Genomic DNA, 17,277 nt, shown 5'->3' on the forward strand with positions numbered 1-17,277 from the left:
GGTAGCGGCGGCGAACTCGCAGCCGCGGTGGCGCGCAGGCTGGAAGACGTGCGCAAGCGCATCGCGTCGGCGTGCGCGGCTGCCGGTAGGCAGCCGGACGCCGTCCGGATCCTCGCGGTCACCAAAGGTTTCGGGCCCGACGCGATCGAGGCAGCACTGGAGGCCGGGCTGAGCGATATCGGCGAGAACTATCTCCAGGAAGCGCAGGCGAAGTTCGCTGCGACTGCGTGGTCTGGCCGTCCGGTCAAACGCCACTTCATCGGCAGCATCCAACGCAATAAGGCGCGCCGCATCGGCGCGCTCTTCGATGTCGTTCAGACGGTCGACGACCTCGAGACAGCGGCGCTCCTCGACCGATGCGCACGCGACGCCGGCAAGACGCTCGATGTCCTGATTCAAGTGAACGTGATCGGCGACCGGCGCGCCGGCATAGCTCCCGACGACTGCGCACGGTTCGCGCGCGAACTCGTCTCGCGTGACGGCCTTCGGTTGCGCGGCGTCATGTCCGTCGGCCCGGCCGATCCAACCGCCACGCGCGAGGCGTTCGATCGTGCCGCCCAAGCGCTCCGTTCCGTACGAGCGGTCGTGAGCGACGCGGACATGCTCTCGCTCGGGATGACCGACGATCTCGAAGCGGCGGTCGCCGCGGGTTCCACGATGGTCCGGCTCGGGACCGCGCTCTTCGGTGCCAGGCAGGCGAAAGGCTAAGGGAAGGTCATGGGTTTTTGGTCGCGACTCGGCAGCATGCTTTCGGCCGGGGCAACGGACGAAGAGGACTTCGACGACGAGTACGACGACGACGTGAAGCACAACGTCGTCTCGCTCGGCGATGCGAAGACGTCGCGCCGCGTCGGCGTGTCGGTCTTCCACCCGCGCCGCTACGAGGAGGTGACCGAGATGGCTGACGCGCTCAGGTCGCGCCATCTCGTCACGGTGAACCTCATCGGGACCGATCGCGTCATGTCGCAGCGCATCGTCGACTTCCTCAGCGGCGTCATCTACACGCTCGATGGCAAGATGCACCGCATCGCGGAGGGCATCTACCTGTTCGTTCCGAGCAACGTGCAGATCAATGCGAAGGACAGCGACATCGTGAGCGAGGCGTTCGCGGTCTGACGACGAACCGACGGCCATGAAGATCACCCCGCTCGACATCGAGCACCGGGAGTTCAAGAAGGCGCTGCAAGGCTATGCGCGCGAGGACGTCGATCAGTTCCTCGACGAGATCATCGCGTCGATGGAAGAGGACATCGAAACGCGCACCGCGCTCGAATCGAAGGTCGCGGATCTCGAGCAGCGCGTCTCGCATTTCCGGGCGATGGAAGAGAGCCTGCAGAGCACGCTCGTCCTCGCGCAGCGTACAGCCGACGAGCTCAAAGCGGCGGCGCATAAAGAGGTCGAGCTCATCAAGCAGCGAGCGAACCTCGATCTCGACAACGAGCTTCAAGCGATCCGAAGGCAGATCGAGGGAGCGCGCTCCGAACTCCAACGCGTCCTCGATCATCTCGAATCGGTCAAGCACGACTTCCGCACGTTCCTCACTCGCCATCTCGCGCTCGTCGACGAATCGAGGCCGTCGCTCAACGCCGCTGGGTCGGCCAACGAGCACGCGTCCTGACGACGGCGTCGGCCACGATCGAGATCATAGTCAAACCGGGCGCGAAAGCGCCCGGGGTCGTTGTCGCGGTCGACGGCGGAATCGTCATCCGCGTGCGCGAGCGGGCGGTCGAAGGCAAAGCGAATGACGCTGTTCGTCGCGCGATCGCCCGTGCTGTCGGCGTGCCGCCGAGCGCGGTGGCGCTCGTCCGAGGCGCCACAGGCCGCCGCAAGCTCTTCAGGATCGAAGGTTTGACGACGGCCGAGGCGAGGGCGCTGCTGGGCGCCTAGTTCAGCTTGATCCGGCCGATGCGCGCGGGGTCGGTATAGCTCGGATCCGTGAACCACATATTCCCGTCGGGTCCTGCGACGACCGCCGTCGGAATCGAAGCCGAGTCGAGCAGGATGTGCCGCTCGAACGTGCCCGTGGCCGGGTTGAAGCGGCTGATCGAATTGCGCAGTGAGTCCGTGATGTAGAAGATGCCGTCGGAGCCTTGCGCGAGGTCGTCGGGATACGCGCCGGCGGTGGGGATCTTGAATTCGGTCACCTTGCCGTTCACGATGACGCCGATCTTCGCGCTGTGCCTTCCAGTGAACCAGACGTTGTGATCCTGACCGATCGTCAATCCCCACGGGTTGTCGAACCGGTGCAGGTTCAAGCTGCTCATGAACCTGAGCGTCATCGGGTTGAAGCGTGCGATGTCGTCCGACGTCGAGTCTGTGACATACATGATCCCATCGGCGCCGGCGATGATCTCCCAGGGGCTCGAACCGGTAGGAAGCGCAAACTCCCGGATCGCGCCGGCCGTCGTTATGCGGCCGATCTTGTCGCCCTGATATTCGGTGAACCAGAGGTTGCCATCCGGACCGACCGCGATGCCGCGCGGTGACGAGTTCGGCGTGGCGATGTCGAACATCGTGAACGTGCCAGTGGTCGTCATCCGGCCGATCCGGTTGGAGCCCGGCGATGTGAACCAGATGTTCCCGTCAGGTCCTGTGACGAGAGCTTCAACATCGTTGTCGGCCGGCTCTCGGAACTCCGTGATCGTTCCATCCGGCGTTATGCGCGCCAACTGGTTCACGTAGAATTCGGTGAACCACAGATTGCCGTCAGGTCCCATCCGGATATACTCGGGCCACGAGCTCTGTGTCGGGGTGGCATAGTAGTCGACCTGCGGCCGGCCGAGTGCGGCGATGAAATTCATCGTTCCGGCTTGGTCGCCGGGGGCGGCCGGTATCGTGGTTCCGGTGCCCGAGCACGCGGCGATGAACGACGCGACAAAAATGATAAACGCGAAACGGTAGATCATGAGACACCTCACCGAACGGAAGGCGATTTGGGATCAGGCTACCGCGCGCCGCTGAAACCCGACTGAAACGTTCGCTGAAATCCGCGATGAGTACCCGCAGTTAGGAGCTGGGCGTACCTGAGTTCGCGCAATCGGCGTGTCCGCATTCGCACCTCTCCGATGGCGTCTGATGCCCCTGTTCGCTGCAATAGTCGCTGCAATACCCGGACTGCTGGCCGGTGATCACGCACTTGCATGCCGAGTGTCCGCACTTGCCCGCCATGATCGATCTCCTCCGCGTGAAACGCAAGCGCCGAGTCGCGCCCGTCGTTTGACTGATATACCCGTCGGGTCAGTCTTCACACGCGCGAAACGGAACACGAGGTCACTACCGGATGGGTCCGGCGCGGTAGAGGCCTCCGTCGAGTACGATCGATTTCCCGTCCCCGGCATCGACCGTGCGGTGGACGTCACTAAGCTCTGGCATGATGAATGCGCGCGTCCGGGCCGGTTCCGCCAAACGCCTCGCACCGCTCGGACTCAGCGTGATGGCGTCCGAGATCGAAGGAGCGAACCAGGCGTCATCGGTTCCGAGATCGAGATCGTACGTCGGCTCTATCGCCGCCGACGTGCTATGTTCCGGCGCGCGGGTCGCCGGTAGGCTGGAGCGGTCGAGGGTCACTGCTCGTCGTAGCCCGCGAGCGCGGCGCGCAGTCCGACGAGCGCGCGTCCGTGCAGCTGTGAAACGCGTTGCTTGCTGATGCCGAGGTGGTCGCCGATCTGGCGCAGCGAGATATTGCCCGCGTAGAACGACGAAACGATGAGACGCTCGCGCGCGGGAAGCGATGAGACCGCCTTGCCGACCGCGCGGCGAAGGGCGAGCCGCTCGAACGCGGCGGCGGGGTCGACGCCGTTCGACGGAAGCTTGTCGCGCAGCGGCTGCGTGTCGTCGGTATTCGGCGCCGGGATATCGATCGATTGGGGCGTCGACCGTCGCAGCGCGATGCGGATCGCGAGAAGCTGGCGTTGATCGAGACCCGCGTTCTGCGCAGCTGCGTCATCTGATGGAGCGACCCCCGACGTCTGCGTCATCGACCAGCGCGATGCTTCGAGCGTTCTGGCGTCACGCCGCACGCGTTCGGGCACGAAATCCATCCTGCGCAGGCCATTGAAGATCGCGCCGCGCACGATCCGGCCCGCCCAATGCTCGAACGTCGCGCCTTGCACCGGGTCGAATCTGTCGATCGCGCGGAGCAAACCGATCGAGCCGTCGCCGATGAGGTCGTCGATCGTGAAGTAGTTTGGAAGTCGGCGGAGCACACAGCCGGCGATCTTGCGAACGAGCGGAAGCGCGGCTTCACAAAGAGCGTCGCGATCGTCGACCGTCCGCGTGCGCGAGTAGTCGACGGCGAGCGCTTGAAGAACCGCGCAACCCGCGGTCACTGTTTGCGCCCCTCGAGAGCATCCATCAGCGACGACTTTAAGCCGATGCCACCGGCGCGCTCGATCGCGCCGGCGAGCGATTGAACGATGAGCTGCGAGAACGCGTCATCGCCCTCGGGCGATGCCGTCGTGCCGTAGTCCGCAGTGTCATCATCACTCGCCGGAGGCGATTCGTGTCTTCCAATGCCCGCCGTGTGCAGCATCTGTCCGAGGATGACTTGTTCGAATTGCCCGCACGTGGCGTCGAGGCTTTCGCTCACGGCTCAACCCTTTTCGAGATTGTTGGCGAGCCGCAGCATCTCGTCGGCGGCCTGCACGGTCTTCGCATTCGCTTCGTACGCGCGCTGAGCGGCGAGGATCGACATCATCTCGTCGACGACGCTGACGTTCGCGCGCTCGAGATAGCGCTGTTCGAGACGGCCGAAGCCGCCGATGCCCGGACGTCCGGACCGGTCGGCGCCGGCCGACTCGGTCGCGTAATACATGCCGTCATCGCCCTGCCGAAGCGCGTTGACGTCGTCGAACGCGTGCAGGTGGACGTACCCGCACCGGACCAGCCTTGCGTTGCCGGCGACGTGGGCGACGACCGCGCCGTCCGGCGACACGTCCATGCGAGTCGTGCCGGACGGCAGTCGCACGCCATCGAGCGACGCGCCGTTCGGAAGCGAGAGCCGACCGTGCGAATCCGGCGTGAAGTTGCCCGCTCTCGTGTATGCGGTGCGACCATCGCGGCTTTTGACGCGGAATAAGCCCTCGCCGTCGATCGCGAGATCGTGCTCGTCGCCGGTCGACTCGAGGCGTCCGGGGGCGAACAGAGTTCGCGCGGCCACGAAGCCGGTTCCAAGAGCGGCTCCGTCGGCCCCGATGAGCTCTGCGAATTCCGGACGTGTCGCGCGGAAGCCGGGCGTGTCGACATTGGCGAGGTTCGAGGAGATCGTATCGAGGGCGGCCTGCTGCGCAGCCATGCCGGCTGCGCCCTCGACGAGCGCGCGATTCACTGTCGCACCGTCGGAACGTCGGTTACCGCACGACGCAACGTCTCATCTGCACGTTGCGCTGCCTTTTCGTCCGCTTCGTACGCTCGTTGCGCGCCGACAAGCGCCGTCATCTCTGCGATCGGGTCGACAGTCGATTCTTCCAAGTAGCCGCTATGGACGGTAGTCGACGCGGCTTTGAGCGGCACGGAACTCGCGGATGCGTTTGGACCGTCAGCGGCGGCGTCTGTCTGCGAGAGGGCGACGAGCCGCAGCGTGTCGACGACTCGACCATCGACGATGACGCGACCGCTCGGTTCGAGATGCGCTCCGTGCGGGAAGCGGACGGGGCCAAGCGCGCCGAGGAGCTTGTTGCCGCGGATGTCCGCTAGACTCGAGTCGTCGGTCCTCGAAATGCGACCGTCGCGCGTGTAGCGGACTCCGTCCGCTGTCGCGACCGCGAAGTAGCCTGGGCCGACGAGCGCGAGATCGGTCGGCACGCCAGTCCGACGGAGCGCGCCTTGACGAGGTGCGCCTTGGGCGGCCGATCCGAGGGTCGAGGCGAACGTGCGACCCGGCCACAGGCGCTCCCGATAACCGATCGTCGATGCATTCGCGAGGTTCTGCGCGATGAGGTCGAGGCGGTCTGCCTGGAGACGCATGCCGGCCGCCGCGCTCGTCAGGGCATCCGGCGTGTCCATTCGAACGAGCTCCTTCCATTGATATTGCCGTTGGGACCGCCGCACGCGGTCCCGATCGTGCGTCGCTCGCCCGAGCGAGAGTATGGCAAAGAATAGGCAGGGTGCGCGACAGAAGTAAGTCGCAGATGTTGCCGCGTTGTGAACGGGGAGACAAGTGACCATGCAAGGGTCGGACGCGATGTGGGTCGACGCCGATTCGTACGAAGCGTACATCGGCCGTTGGAGCCGAATCGCCGCGATGATGTTCGTCGACTGGTTGGGGCTCGCGCCGCGGTCGGCGTGGCTCGATGTCGGCAGCGGGACCGGCGCCCTGACGCAAGCGATCCTCGATAGCGCTCAGCCGTCGCGTATCCTCGGCGTCGATCGATCGCGCGCGTTCGTCTCGTATGCGAGAACGAAAATAACCGATCCGCGAGTCGCCTTCGAGCAAGCCGATGCCGAGCGACTGCCGATGTCGAGCGACTCATTCGAAGCCGTCGTATCGGGCTTGATGCTTAACGCAGTTCCGGATCAGCCCGCGGCGGTTAGAGAATTCGTGCGTGTCGCGAAACCCGGCGGCGTCGTCGCGACGTACCTATGGGATTTCGACGGCGAGATGCAGGTGTTGCGGTATTTCTGGGATGCGGCGAAAGCGCTGGATCCTCTCGCAGATGCGGCGTCCGACGACGATCAAGCGTTCGCGATCTCCAAACCGGATCGGCTCAAGTCAGTTTTCGAGACGGCCGGGCTGTGCGACGTCGAGGTCCGCGCGCTCGACGTGCCCGCGCATTTCCGCGACTTCGACGACTACTGGGCTCCGCTTCAGCGCGGCCACGCGCCGTCGCAAGAGCACGTCGCGGCCTTATCAGACGTCGACAGATCTCGACTGCGCGATCTTCTTCGTACGACGCTACCGACGAAGCCTGACGGCTCGATCGAGCTCATCGCTCGTGCTTGGGCGGCTAAGGGGAGAAAAGCCTGAGCCGTAGCAGCCGAGTCGGTCCTGACAACTCGGCCATCAGAACTGTCCGCACGTGTCGCTCGCGCGACGAGGTTGTTCGAGCACCGCAATCACAGCCCGGCTTTTGACCACCCCACCCGCGATCAAGTCCATGCCGCTCACAAACGTCGTCACTGAAGCGACTGCGTGGACGTCGAAGATATCGAAGAAGCGAACGCGGCCGGCGCAAACGAGCGGCTGGAGGTCGCCGGGGAAATCTCCGGCATCGTAGGACTCGACCAGCCCGTATTGCTTCGCATACGGCGCGGCGCGCAAACTTTGCTCGATGAGGTCGTGAAGTCTCCTCTTATGCGCGGCATCCGTGAAGAACAGATCGCCGAAAGCGAGGGACTTGCCAGTCGAAGCGTCCAGGTTCTGTGTCCACCGAAAGTCGTTTGGATGCGCGCTCGGAGTCGCAGCATAAAAACCATCACCGACAACGCTGATGAAGGAACGCCCGCGAAAGCCAACGCGGAACATCGTACTGACCAAGACCGACGCATGGCCGAACTGTGTCGGGTAACCGTTGCTCTTGAGCTGCGCGTCAAGCGCCGCCATTCGATGTTCGCACCTCTCCATCGGTGGGTGCACATTCGGCGCTCGGGCGAACGACAGGTCTGGGAAATACGGCGCGGGGAAGTCGAAATAGCGTTTTCTAAATTCTCCGTTGATCTTCGATTCGATCGAGGCCGACGCCAAGCCGGTGACCTGCGGAAACCTTATATCGACGGAACACCAGCCGTGCGGCGATGAGTCGAGGAAGTGTACCGAGCCGACGATCGGCAAAGCGCTAGCAAACACTAGAAGTGATGCGACTATCGTTGTCACGCCCCAACGATTTGACGGCGGGCGCGCCATCCATTTGCCAAGACCGCGGCGGTCGACCATAAAGGTCGACCGCTCCCCATCTACGTGGAAATGTCGCGGCGGTCGAGCTGAAGCTCGACCGCTACGCGTCAGACGAGGAGATTGCGGCCTGTCATCTCCGCAGGCTGCGGCAGATCCATGAGCTTGCACATGGTTGGCGCGACGTCGCAGAGCTTGCCGCCGTCCGCGAGCTTCCCGCTTACAGGTTCGGAGACGAGCACGAGCGGCACGTCGTTGATCGTATGCGCCGTCAACTCGCCGCCGGTGGCGAGGTCGATCTTCTCCTCGGCGTTGCCGTGGTCGGCCGTGATGATCAGCATCGCACCGGTCTCGAGGGCGGCGTCGACGATCTTGCCGACGCAATCGTCGACGACCACGAGCGCCTTGATAATCGCATCCCACTTGCCCGTGTGGCCGACCATGTCGGGATTCGCATAATTCATGACGATGAGCGCGTACTTGCGAGAGCGGATCGCCTCGAGGGCCTTCTCGGTGATCTCAGGCGCGCGCATCTCCGGGAGATGATCGTACGTGCCAACCTCTCGCGCGGAAGGCACGAGGACGCGGTCTTCAAGCGGGAACGGGTCCTCGCGGCCGCCGGAAAAGAAATAGGTGACGTGCGCGTACTTCTCGGTCTCCGCGAGCCGCAGCTGCGGCTGCGACGCCGTCGCGACGACTTCTCCGAGCGTCCATTGTTCGAAGATCTTGCCGAACATGACCGGGTTCTCAAACGTCGCGTCGTAGAGCGTCATGATCGCGAACACGAAATCGTTGAAACGCTTGACCGGGAATTCCGCAAACGACGGATCGGAAAACGCGCGCGTCAGCTGCCGAGCGCGGTCCGGGCGGAAGTTGAAGAAGAGACACGCATCGCCGTCGTGGACGATCGGATCGATGTCGCCGATGATCGTCGGCTTGACGAACTCGTCGTCCTCGCCGGCTGAGTACGCCATCTCGAGGCCGGCGATCGCGCTGTCCGCGTTCAATGCCTTTGCGTTGACGAGGGCCTCGTACGCAAGGCGCGTCCGCTCCCAGCGCTTGTCCCTGTCCATCGCGTAGTAACGGCCGGAGATCATCGAGATCGAGGCGTTGCCGTGCTCGGCGAGCTTGCGCTCGAGCCGTTCGAGGTAGGGACCGGCGCTCCGCGGTGGCACGTCGCGTCCGTCGAGAAACGCGGCGACCTTGACGGGCACGCCCGCCGCCTTCGCGGCATCGATCAAAGCATCGAGGTGTTCGAACGACGAATGGACGCCGCCGTCCGACACGAGTCCGAACAAATGGAACGTTCCGCCCGTCCGCTTCGCGTGCGCGAAGCACTGCTGCAGCGTGGGGTTCGTCGCGAACGTCCCTTCCTTTATAGAGCGATCGATACGGGTGACGCTTTGCAGGACGACGCGGCCCGCGCCGAGATTGAGATGTCCGACTTCGCTGTTGCCCTGTTGGCCGCGCGGGAGCCCCACCGCTTCTTGCGCCGCACCGATAACCGTGTTGGGATACTTCTCGAGCAGCGCGCGATAGCGCGGCATCTGCGCCTGCGCGATCGCATTGCCTCGCGTCTCGTGGGAGACGCCGAAGCCGTCGAGGATGCAAAGAATGACGGGTTTCGATGTCGCGGCATCGCTCACGCGCGCATCTCCGCGCCGCTGGAGACGAGCTTGAGGAACGTCGCGGCGTCGAGACTCGCCGAGCCGACGAGTCCACCGTCGATGTTCGGCTGGGCGCAGAACTGCGCCGCGTTGTCGGCCTTCATCGATCCGCCGTAAAGCACGCGCGCCTCGTCGAGTCCGCCGAGGCATTGACGGATGTAGCCGATCGTGCGGTTCGCCGAATCCGGATCGTCGGCAAGACCGGTGCCGATCGCCCACACCGGTTCGTATGCCACGACGAGGTTCGCGCGTTCGCCGTCTTCGAGGTGTCCGAGACCGTCGGAGACCTGCTGCATAACGCGCTGAAGGGTCAACCCGCCCTTGTACTCGTCGAGCGTCTCGCCGACGCAGACGATCGGCGTGATCCCCTCGGCGAGCAGTGCGGTGATCTTCTTCGAGACCATCTCATCGGTCTCGCCGAACAGCCGTCGACGTTCCGAATGCCCGACGATGCAGTACTCGCACCCGAGCGCGCCGAGCATCGCCGCGCTCACCTCACCGGTGAACGCACCCTGCTGTTCCCAATAGCAGTCTTGCGCGCCGTAGCCGATCGTCGTGCCGTCGAGCGCGGTGCGTACCGTCTCGAGATCGATGAACGGCGGCAAGAGCGCGATGTCGGTCTTCGGGATGAGTTCTTCGGCGCCGGGAAGGAACGCGTCGATGTACGCGCGCGTCTCGTCGGGCGTCTTGAAGCATTTCCAATTGGCTGCGAATAGCGGCCGGTGCGTCACGCTGGCTTCGCGCTCCGCAGCGCGGCTACGCCGGGCAGGTCCTTGCCTTCGATATACTCGAGCGTTGCGCCGCCGCCGGTCGAGATGTGCGTCATCTTGTCGGCGAAGCCGAGCTTGTGCGCCGCTGCAGCCGAGTCGCCGCCGCCCACGACCGATACGGCGCCCGAATCGACGATCGCCTGGCCGACTGCTTCGGTGCCCGCAGCGAAAAGATCGTTCTCGAACACGCCCATCGGCCCGTTCCAGAGCACCGTCTTCGCATCCAGGATGACGCCGCGGTAGTCCATCGCGGTTCCGGCGCCGATGTCGAGGATCATGTCGTCCGGCTTGACGTCGGCGATCTTCACATCTTGCGTGTCGACATCGGGCGCGAGCTGCTTCGCAACGATCGCGTCTTTCGGCACGTGGAGCTTCGCCTTGAACTTGTGATGTTTGATGCCGTCGAGAACGCCGAGCGCCGGGCCGAGATCCTTGTCGCAGAGCGACTTGCCGATCGGCTGCCCTTCGGCGGCGAGCAGCGTGTTCGCCATGCCGCCGCCGACGACGACCGAGTCGCAGATCGACATGAGCCGGTCGATGACCTCGATCTTGTCCGACACCTTCGCGCCGCCGAGCACGGCGACGAACGGGCGCTTCGGATGCTCGAGGATCGAGTCGAGCATCTCGAGCTCTCGCGCCATCAGCGGTCCCATGTACGCAGGTAGATATTTCGCGATGACGCTCGTCGACGCGTGCGCGCGGTGCGCGGTGCCGAACGCGTCGTTGACGTAGATGTCGCCGAGCGACGCAAGGCTCCGAGCGAACGTGTCGTCGCCCGCCTCTTCTTCTTTGTGGAAGCGCAGGTTCTCGAGCAGGAGCACCTCGCCGTCTTTGAGCGCGTCGACCGCCGCCTGAGCCTGCGGCCCGATGCAGTCCGGTGCGGTCTTCACGTCGATACCCAACTCCGCCGATAGCGCACTCGCGACAGGCGCCATCCGGAGCGATTCGACGACGGTGCCGTTCGGCCGTCCGAGGTGCGACATGACGATGACCTTAGCGCCGCGTTCGCTCAAGCTCCGGATCGTCGGCACTGCAGCGTCGATCCGCGTGAGGTCGGTGACCTTGCCGCCGTCGAGCGGCACGTTGAGGTCTTCGCGGACGAGGACGCGCTTGCCCGCGACGTCGATCGACGCGAAGTCGCTCAAGCGCGAGCGCCGGCGGTCACGCGCTCTTTTTCGAGGACGAACGCGGTGAGGTCGGCGAGCCGGCACGAGTAGCCCCACTCGTTGTCGTACCACGCGACGACCTTGAGCAGGTTGCCTCCGACGACCATCGTCGACAACGAGTCGACGATCGACGAACGGCTGTCGCCCTTGAAATCCGTCGAGACGAGCGGCTCGTCGGTGACGCCGAGGATACCCTTCATGCGATCGCTCGATTCGGCTTTTCGGAACAGCGCGTTGAGATCGTCCTTCGTCGTCGGTTTCTCGGTGAGGACGACGAGATCGATGATCGATACCGTCGGCGTCGGCACGCGAAGCGAGAATCCATCGAGCCGGCCCTTCATCTCGGGGATGACGAGGTAGATCGCCTTCGCGGCGCCCGTCGTCGTCGGGATGACGTTGATCGCGGCGGCGCGCGCGCGCCGCAGATCTTCATGCGGGAAGTCGAGGATGCGCTGGTCGTTCGTGTACGAATGCACCGTCGTCATCGTGCCTTTGACGACGGTGAGTGCGTCGTGGACGACCTTGAGCGGCGGCGCGAGGCAGTTGGTCGTGCACGACGCGTTCGAGATGATCTTGTGCTTGCTCGGATCGAAATCGTCTTCGTTGACGCCGAGGACGATCGTCACGTCTTCGTTCTTCGCCGGCGCCGAGATGATGACGCGCCGCGCGCCGGCGTCGATGTGCGCCTTCGCCTTGGTTGCGTCGGTGAAGAAGCCCGTCGATTCGATGACGAGATCGATCTTGAGATCCTTCCAAGGGAGCTTGGCCGGGTCGCGCTCTTGGATCAGCTTGATCGTGCGTCCGTCGATGGTGAACGAGTCGGCGGTGTTCGAGACCGTGCCGGGATAGCGGCCGTAGGTCGAGTCGTACTTGAAGAGGTGCGTCGCGGTCTTCGCGTCGCCCAAGTCGTTGACGGCGACGATCTCGAGCTCGGGGTGGCGCTCCATGAGCGTGCGAAGCGCTTGACGGCCGATGCGGCCGAAGCCGTTGATGGCGATGCGGGATGCCACGACGCTATAGCCCTCCAGGAAATCGGTAGGCCGAACAATACCCTCGGCGTCCCGCCCTGCCCTCCCCAGGCTGCGACGAAGGTCGGCCGACGAGGCGGTTCGATTTGTCCCACCGCCTGCTTCAAAGGCGCTTATTGCCTGTGTTTTGCAGTGCCTCGGCGCGTCCGCGCCGGCTTGCCGATCAGCGCGAGCGCACGCATCCGATAGCCCATCGCCGCTTTGGTCACGCGCGGTCTTGCGCGCTCGGCAAGCTCTGCGAGCGTCAGCTCCGGATGCGCGATACGGAGTTGTGCCGCTTGCGCCAAGGCCGGACCGAGCCGCGACAAGCCGACCGATCGGATCGCTCGCATCGCCGCCTCGCGGTGGCGCGCGCTTGATGACGCAGCCCGAGCGGCGTTGGCGGACTCGCTGTTCACGCGTCTACGAATATCGTTCTTCGTCTGACGCACGGCGCGGACGTTGTCGAGCGCGAAGACCGCTTGTGTCGCGCCCATCTGGCCGAGAAGGTCGGCGATGCTCTCGGCGCCCTTGACGTAAGCGAGCGGTCTGCCGCGGCGTCTGCTGATCCCAGCGTCGACGGATACCGACGCGAGCGCTTCGCACAACGCGCGCGCGTCGTCGTCGCGACGGCAGAAGAACTCGAGATGATAGGACCGCGCCGGATCCGACACCGATCCGCTCGCGAGAAATGCGCCGCGCAGCCAAGCGCGACGGCAGCAGCTGCGTGCGGGCACCGTCGCCGTCGAAAACGGTACCGCCGGACGTACGGTGAACATCGTTCGGTCGGCCAGACGTGCCGTGCGCGTGCGATCCGCAACGGCATCGATGCCGGCGGCTTTCGCCGCGGCGAGGGCGGCGCGTGCGACAGCGCTCCGCTCGGTCGCGACGATGATCTGCGAGCGACCGGCGTTCGAAAATCGCGACGCGCCGCGGACGAACGCGCCGGGGCAGCACGACCGCTCGAAGCGGACGCGTGCGATCTCGTCCTTCGCATCGCCTGAATAGCGGGAAGTCAGTGCCGGCATGTCACGACCGCGGCGGTCGACCGTGAAGGCCGACCGCTCCATCTTCATACCGCGGCGGTCGAGATAGATCTCGACCGCTCCCTTTCAAATCGATCGTTCGCATCCTAAGCATCGGCGGTGTGGGCGGTGCGCTCGTCGATGCAGCGGGCGTAGAGCGATTCCATCTGATCGGTGAGGCGGTCGATGGAATACGGCAATGCCGCTCGTCGCGCGGCAGCGCGCAAACGCGATCGCTCGGCGTCCCCGGCGCGCAGCAGCGACAGGATCGCGTCGGCCAGCGACGACGGATCCTCCGCCGCGAGCGCGCCGGCGTCAGCCGGCACGACTTCCCGCGAAACCGGACAGTCGACGGCAGCGACCGGCAATCCATGCGCCATCGCCTCGACGAGGACGAGCCCCTGCGTCTCCGTCGTCGACGCGAATGCGAAGGCGTCAGCGGCTTGGTAGTAGCTGCCGAGGTCCGGCTTATCGAGCGCTCCGACGAATTCGATGCGAGAAGCGCAATCGAGAGCGGCTGCCTGCGCGCGCAGCTTGCTCTCGTGCGGGCCGACGCCGGCGATGGCGAGACGCGCTTGCGGCAGCGACGCGGCGACGATCGCGAATGCGTCGATGACGAGCGAGACGTTTTTCTCCTTCCCAAGCCGGCCGGCGTAGAGGACGAGCGGTCCGCTCGCCGCCGATCGCAACGCTGCGGCGTCCGGCGAACCGCCCCGGAACGCGTCGAGATCGACGCCGGTCGGGATCACGGTGATCGGGCGGTGCACGCCGTATTCTCGCAAGACGTGTCCGATCTGCTCCGTCGGCGTGACGACCTCGCTGCAGCGATTGCAGAACTCGCGCGAGATCCAGACCGCCTGCGCTTTCGTCACGCCGCTGCTCAGCGGCAGGTAGTGCGCGTATTCCGTCCAGCGCGTGTGGTAGGTGAAGACGAGCGGTATCGACCGGCGCTGCGCCAAGAACGCGCCAAGACAGCCGACGAAGAAGAGCGAGTGCGTGTGGACGAGGTCGAACGGCATCTGAGGCAGCGATAGCATGAGCGCGGCGGGCAGCGGAAACGCCATGCGGATCTGCTGGTAGAACGGGAACGGAACGGAGCGGAAACGGAAGACGTCGGGATCGCGGTCGTCGATGCTGTCGTGCGCCGGGGCGAAGACGACGACGCGGTGTCCTCGGCGACGCAGGCTGTCGACGGTGCCCGCGATCGACGTCACGACGCCGTTGATCTCCGGCCGGTACGAGTCGGTGAACATGCCGATCGTGAGACGGCGAGCGCTCAAAGGCCCGGACCGGCGACGCGTTCGTCAGAAAGGATGTCGTAGAGCGTTTCCGGCTTGACGCGCGCACCCGGTCGATCGGGAACCGCCGTGATGCGCACGCGAACATCTCGCGACGCGTAGTGGATGAGGAGCTCGTCGCCGGCCTTCACCTGATGCGATGGTTTCACGGCGTGGCCGTCAAGCTCGATCCGTCCGGCGTCGAGCGCTTCCTTCGCTGCCGTACGGCGTTTCGCAAGACGCGATACTTTAAGGAACTTGTCCAGCCTCATGATCTTTCGCGCGCTTCCACAAGACGTCGAGGTCCTCGAGGCTTCGCCCGGCGAGCGCGGTCGCGCCGCCGCCCGCCATGCGTTCCATCGAGGCGAACCGCTCGCGGAACTTCGCGTTCGCGGCGCGCAGTGCCGCTTCCGCGTCGACGCCGAGGCGGCGGGCGAGATTGACGATCGTGAAGAGCACGTCGCCGAGCTCCTCGCGGATATGCGCGGTCTCGCCGCTGTCGAGAGCGACGTGCAGTTCGCGGACTTCCTCGTCCAGCTTGTCGACGACGCCTTCGGCGCGGGGCCAGTCGAAGCCGACCGTCGCCGCCTTCTCTTGGATGCGTTGCGATCCGAGGAGCGAGGGCAAGCTCTTCGGGATGCCGTCGAGGAGCGACTCCCGATGTTTGATCGCCGCCTCTTGGGTCTTGATGAGCTCCCACGACCGCATCTGCTCCTGCGACGTCGAGATGCTCGCGTCGCCGAACACGTGCGGGTGACGGCGGATCATCTTGTTCGCGAGCGCGTCGATGACGTCGGCGACCGTGAATTGGCCGCGCTCGGCCGCGATCTGCGAATGGAAGACGATCTGCAAGAGCAAGTCGCCGAGCTCTTCGTACAACTTTTTCGGATCGCGTTCGTCGACGGCCTCGACGACCTCGTGCGCCTCTTCGACGAGGTACGGCAAGAGCGACTCATGCGTCTGTTCGCGATCCCACGGACAGCACGCGCGCAGCCGGGTCATGATCTCGACGAGCTCTTCCCACGTGTGATGGATCGCGACGGGCGGCAGCGGCAAAAGCGGCGCCGATGCCGCGGCCGAGAGAGCCGAGCGCGGCACGCCGGGGACGATATCGACGTCGACGCCGCGTGCGGCGAGCTCGCGCAACAGATGCGGGAGGCCGGGGAAGTCGATGAGGGGATGTCCGGGAACGCCGATTGCGGCATCGCCGGCGGCTGCATACGACGCCGCGGCCGAAACGGCGTCACCGACGCCACGCAATAACGCGGCCGCGTCGAACGGAGCGGCTTCGATCTTGACGCCGCGCGTTTTGAGATACTCGACGAGCGCCGGCGGCGTCGAGCATACGACGACGCGCCGCGCGCGTTCCAAACGCTCGAGTGAACCGAGCGTGAGAAGCGCGGCATCGCTCGGTCCTAGTCCGACGATGGACAGCGTGGGCATCGCCAAATACGTTAGCCGAAAACCGAGCGGTCGACCTTTCGCGACAAAAAATGGAGCGGTCGACCATTACGGTCGACCGCTACGTCTCGCCTGGAGGTGAACGGAACTCGCGGCCTACCCGTTCACTTGCCCGAGGGCTGCGGTGCGCTGGCAGCCGGCGACGGCTGCGGTGAGGGGAACGTATCGGCGAACTGCGGATCTTGAACCGATATGTTCGATCCCTGCATGATCTTGTCCATGAACGCCGGGTACTGGGTCTGCTCTTGCGCCGAGAGCATGTTGTCGAGGATCTTCTGGCGCGAGTTCGCGACCGTCGCGACCATCGCGGGCTTCGTCTCCTCGACCTGGATGATGTGCCAGCCGTACGGGCTGTGCACCGGTGCGCTCGTCTGGCCCGGTTTCATCGCGAACGCCGCGTCGGAGAACTCCTTGACCATCGCGCCTTTCGTGAAGAAACCGAGCTCGCCGCCCTTATCCTTCGTCCCAGGGTCGGTCGAGTATTGCGCCGCGAGCTTCGCGAAATCGCCGCCGCTCTTGAGCTTCGCCTCGATCATCTGGGCGGTCGCAAGCGTTCCGACGAGGATATGACGAGCGCGGACTTGCGCCTGCTGGTCGAGCAGCGAATGGTTTTGCGCGAGGTAGTCGTTCAGCTGCTTGTCGCTGACGTGGATCGTCGCGTCGACGGCCGCTTTGATGATCAGCTGCTGGCGCAGGATATCGCGAAGGTCTTGCTCCGTCATGCCCTGCTGCTGGAGCGCTTGTTGCAGCTGCGTGTCGGAAAGGCGCGCCTTGATGTCGGTGATCTTCGCGTCGACGTCGGCGTCCGTCACCGTGATGTTGTGGTCCTTGGCGTACTGGAAAACGAGGTCTTGCTCGACCATGCCGCGCAGCACTTGGCCTGCGACCGGTTGCTTCTCGAGCTTCGCGTCGAGCTCGCCTTTGGTGACCTTGTAGCCATTGGCGGACACGAGCGTCTTGTCTTCGGCCGAACAAGCGGACGCCACGAGCGACAGTGCGATGCCGGCGGCCGCGAGGGCCAGCGTCGCGAAACGGTACTTCATCATTCCTCCAACGAGATAGTTTTGCAAACCCGG

At 64.8% G+C, this 17,277-nt stretch carries 20 protein-coding genes; 5 read left to right on the forward strand and 15 right to left on the reverse strand.

Annotated features, from left to right (window positions below; all coding sequences use genetic code 11):
* The first annotated feature begins 27 nt into the window (after positions 1 to 27).
* From VFO25_06000 to VFO25_06015, 4 genes are read left to right on the forward strand one after another with little or no spacing between them, the layout of a single operon-like run.
* The gene (locus VFO25_06000) at positions 28 to 708 is read left to right on the forward strand and encodes a YggS family pyridoxal phosphate-dependent enzyme (GenBank protein HET9342445.1); all 681 of its coding nucleotides are present in this window, start codon (positions 28 to 30) and stop codon (positions 706 to 708) included.
* 9 nt (positions 709 to 717) lie between these two features.
* Positions 718 to 1,116, forward strand: a complete 399-nt coding sequence (sepF, locus tag VFO25_06005) for a cell division protein SepF (protein HET9342446.1) — start codon at positions 718 to 720, stop codon at positions 1,114 to 1,116.
* A gap of 16 nt (positions 1,117 to 1,132) precedes the next feature.
* The gene (locus VFO25_06010; GenBank protein ID HET9342447.1) at positions 1,133 to 1,618 is read left to right on the forward strand and encodes a DivIVA domain-containing protein; all 486 of its coding nucleotides are present in this window, start codon (positions 1,133 to 1,135) and stop codon (positions 1,616 to 1,618) included.
* Positions 1,619 to 1,644: 26 nt separating this feature from the next.
* Positions 1,645 to 1,887, forward strand: coding sequence for a DUF167 domain-containing protein (locus VFO25_06015; GenBank protein HET9342448.1), 243 nt, complete (start codon positions 1,645 to 1,647; stop codon positions 1,885 to 1,887).
* On the opposite strand, the gene VFO25_06020 is transcribed toward VFO25_06015, so the two are convergent.
* The 5 genes from VFO25_06020 to VFO25_06040 all read right to left on the reverse strand — a co-directional run bounded on the left by VFO25_06020 (position 1,884) and on the right by VFO25_06040 (position 6,003).
* The gene (locus VFO25_06020; protein HET9342449.1) at positions 1,884 to 2,906 is read right to left on the reverse strand and encodes a hypothetical protein; all 1,023 of its coding nucleotides are present in this window, start codon (positions 2,904 to 2,906) and stop codon (positions 1,884 to 1,886) included. The two genes, VFO25_06015 and VFO25_06020, sit on opposite strands and share 4 nt — an antisense overlap.
* 657 nt (positions 2,907 to 3,563) lie before the next feature.
* Complete coding sequence (locus tag VFO25_06025) at positions 3,564 to 4,328, reverse strand: sigma-70 family RNA polymerase sigma factor (protein HET9342450.1); 765 nt, start codon at positions 4,326 to 4,328, stop codon at positions 3,564 to 3,566.
* A complete protein-coding gene (locus tag VFO25_06030; GenBank protein HET9342451.1) occupies positions 4,325 to 4,588 on the reverse strand; it encodes a hypothetical protein in 264 nt (87 codons plus the stop codon). The genes VFO25_06025 and VFO25_06030 overlap by 4 nt, the downstream gene beginning before the upstream one ends.
* Positions 4,589 to 4,591: 3 nt before the next feature.
* Positions 4,592 to 5,326: a flagellar hook-basal body complex protein gene (locus VFO25_06035; GenBank protein ID HET9342452.1), complete on the reverse strand. Its 735-nt coding sequence runs from the start codon at positions 5,324 to 5,326 to the stop codon at positions 4,592 to 4,594.
* Positions 5,323 to 6,003 carry a flagellar hook basal-body protein gene (locus VFO25_06040; GenBank protein ID HET9342453.1) on the reverse strand — a complete coding sequence of 227 codons (681 nt, stop codon included), beginning with the start codon at positions 6,001 to 6,003 and terminating at the stop codon, positions 5,323 to 5,325. Before VFO25_06040 ends, VFO25_06035 begins: the two co-directional genes overlap by 4 nt.
* A 160-nt stretch (positions 6,004 to 6,163) precedes the next feature.
* Between VFO25_06040 and VFO25_06045 the strand changes: the two genes are divergently transcribed.
* Positions 6,164 to 6,964 (forward strand): class I SAM-dependent methyltransferase, encoded by an 801-nt coding sequence (locus tag VFO25_06045; GenBank protein HET9342454.1) that lies wholly within the window; start codon positions 6,164 to 6,166, stop codon positions 6,962 to 6,964.
* A gap of 36 nt (positions 6,965 to 7,000) precedes the next feature.
* Here the strand turns inward: VFO25_06045 and VFO25_06050 are convergent, their stop codons facing one another.
* From VFO25_06050 to VFO25_06095, 10 genes are all read right to left on the reverse strand, one after another.
* Positions 7,001 to 7,540, reverse strand: a complete 540-nt coding sequence (locus VFO25_06050) for a hypothetical protein (protein HET9342455.1) — start codon at positions 7,538 to 7,540, stop codon at positions 7,001 to 7,003.
* A 398-nt stretch (positions 7,541 to 7,938) separates the two neighbouring features.
* On the reverse strand, positions 7,939 to 9,474 hold the full coding sequence (gene gpmI, locus VFO25_06055; GenBank protein ID HET9342456.1) for a 2,3-bisphosphoglycerate-independent phosphoglycerate mutase: 1,536 nt from the start codon (positions 9,472 to 9,474) through the stop codon (positions 7,939 to 7,941).
* On the reverse strand, positions 9,471 to 10,226 hold the full coding sequence (tpiA, locus tag VFO25_06060) for a triose-phosphate isomerase (protein ID HET9342457.1): 756 nt from the start codon (positions 10,224 to 10,226) through the stop codon (positions 9,471 to 9,473). The genes gpmI and tpiA overlap by 4 nt, the downstream gene beginning before the upstream one ends.
* Positions 10,223 to 11,410 carry a phosphoglycerate kinase gene (locus tag VFO25_06065; GenBank protein HET9342458.1) on the reverse strand — a complete coding sequence of 396 codons (1,188 nt, stop codon included), beginning with the start codon at positions 11,408 to 11,410 and terminating at the stop codon, positions 10,223 to 10,225. Before VFO25_06065 ends, tpiA begins: the two co-directional genes overlap by 4 nt.
* A complete protein-coding gene (gene gap, locus VFO25_06070) occupies positions 11,407 to 12,441 on the reverse strand; it encodes a type I glyceraldehyde-3-phosphate dehydrogenase (protein ID HET9342459.1) in 1,035 nt (344 codons plus the stop codon). The genes VFO25_06065 and gap overlap by 4 nt, the downstream gene beginning before the upstream one ends.
* Before the next feature lie 131 nt (positions 12,442 to 12,572).
* The gene (gene whiA / locus VFO25_06075) at positions 12,573 to 13,466 is read right to left on the reverse strand and encodes a DNA-binding protein WhiA (protein ID HET9342460.1); all 894 of its coding nucleotides are present in this window, start codon (positions 13,464 to 13,466) and stop codon (positions 12,573 to 12,575) included.
* A 104-nt stretch (positions 13,467 to 13,570) separates the two neighbouring features.
* A complete protein-coding gene (locus tag VFO25_06080; protein ID HET9342461.1) occupies positions 13,571 to 14,743 on the reverse strand; it encodes a glycosyltransferase in 1,173 nt (390 codons plus the stop codon).
* Positions 14,740 to 15,012 (reverse strand): RNA-binding S4 domain-containing protein, encoded by a 273-nt coding sequence (locus VFO25_06085; GenBank protein HET9342462.1) that lies wholly within the window; start codon positions 15,010 to 15,012, stop codon positions 14,740 to 14,742. Before VFO25_06085 ends, VFO25_06080 begins: the two co-directional genes overlap by 4 nt.
* The gene (gene mazG / locus VFO25_06090) at positions 14,990 to 16,183 is read right to left on the reverse strand and encodes a nucleoside triphosphate pyrophosphohydrolase (GenBank protein ID HET9342463.1); all 1,194 of its coding nucleotides are present in this window, start codon (positions 16,181 to 16,183) and stop codon (positions 14,990 to 14,992) included. The genes VFO25_06085 and mazG overlap by 23 nt, the downstream gene beginning before the upstream one ends.
* 122 nt (positions 16,184 to 16,305) lie before the next feature.
* Positions 16,306 to 17,244, reverse strand: coding sequence for a peptidylprolyl isomerase (locus tag VFO25_06095; protein ID HET9342464.1), 939 nt, complete (start codon positions 17,242 to 17,244; stop codon positions 16,306 to 16,308).
* Positions 17,245 to 17,277: the final 33 nt, after the last annotated feature.

The organism is Candidatus Eremiobacteraceae bacterium, from assembly GCA_035710745.1.
Taxonomy (GTDB): Bacteria; Vulcanimicrobiota; Vulcanimicrobiia; order Eremiobacterales; family Eremiobacteraceae; genus JANWLL01.

Coding starts and splice junctions, on each gene's coding strand:
- mazG (HET9342463.1), bottom strand. CDS start 16,183: ATGCCCACGCTGTCCATCGTCGGACTAGGACCGAGCGATGCCGCGCTT.
- VFO25_06050 (HET9342455.1), bottom strand. CDS start 7,540: ATGGCGGCGCTTGACGCGCAGCTCAAGAGCAACGGTTACCCGACACAG.
- VFO25_06040 (HET9342453.1), bottom strand. CDS start 6,003: ATGGACACGCCGGATGCCCTGACGAGCGCGGCGGCCGGCATGCGTCTC.
- whiA (HET9342460.1), bottom strand. CDS start 13,466: ATGCCGGCACTGACTTCCCGCTATTCAGGCGATGCGAAGGACGAGATC.
- sepF (HET9342446.1), top strand. CDS start 718: ATGGGTTTTTGGTCGCGACTCGGCAGCATGCTTTCGGCCGGGGCAACG.
- VFO25_06020 (HET9342449.1), bottom strand. CDS start 2,906: ATGATCTACCGTTTCGCGTTTATCATTTTTGTCGCGTCGTTCATCGCC.
- VFO25_06010 (HET9342447.1), top strand. CDS start 1,133: ATGAAGATCACCCCGCTCGACATCGAGCACCGGGAGTTCAAGAAGGCG.
- VFO25_06095 (HET9342464.1), bottom strand. CDS start 17,244: ATGAAGTACCGTTTCGCGACGCTGGCCCTCGCGGCCGCCGGCATCGCA.
- VFO25_06045 (HET9342454.1), top strand. CDS start 6,164: ATGCAAGGGTCGGACGCGATGTGGGTCGACGCCGATTCGTACGAAGCG.
- VFO25_06085 (HET9342462.1), bottom strand. CDS start 15,012: ATGAGGCTGGACAAGTTCCTTAAAGTATCGCGTCTTGCGAAACGCCGT.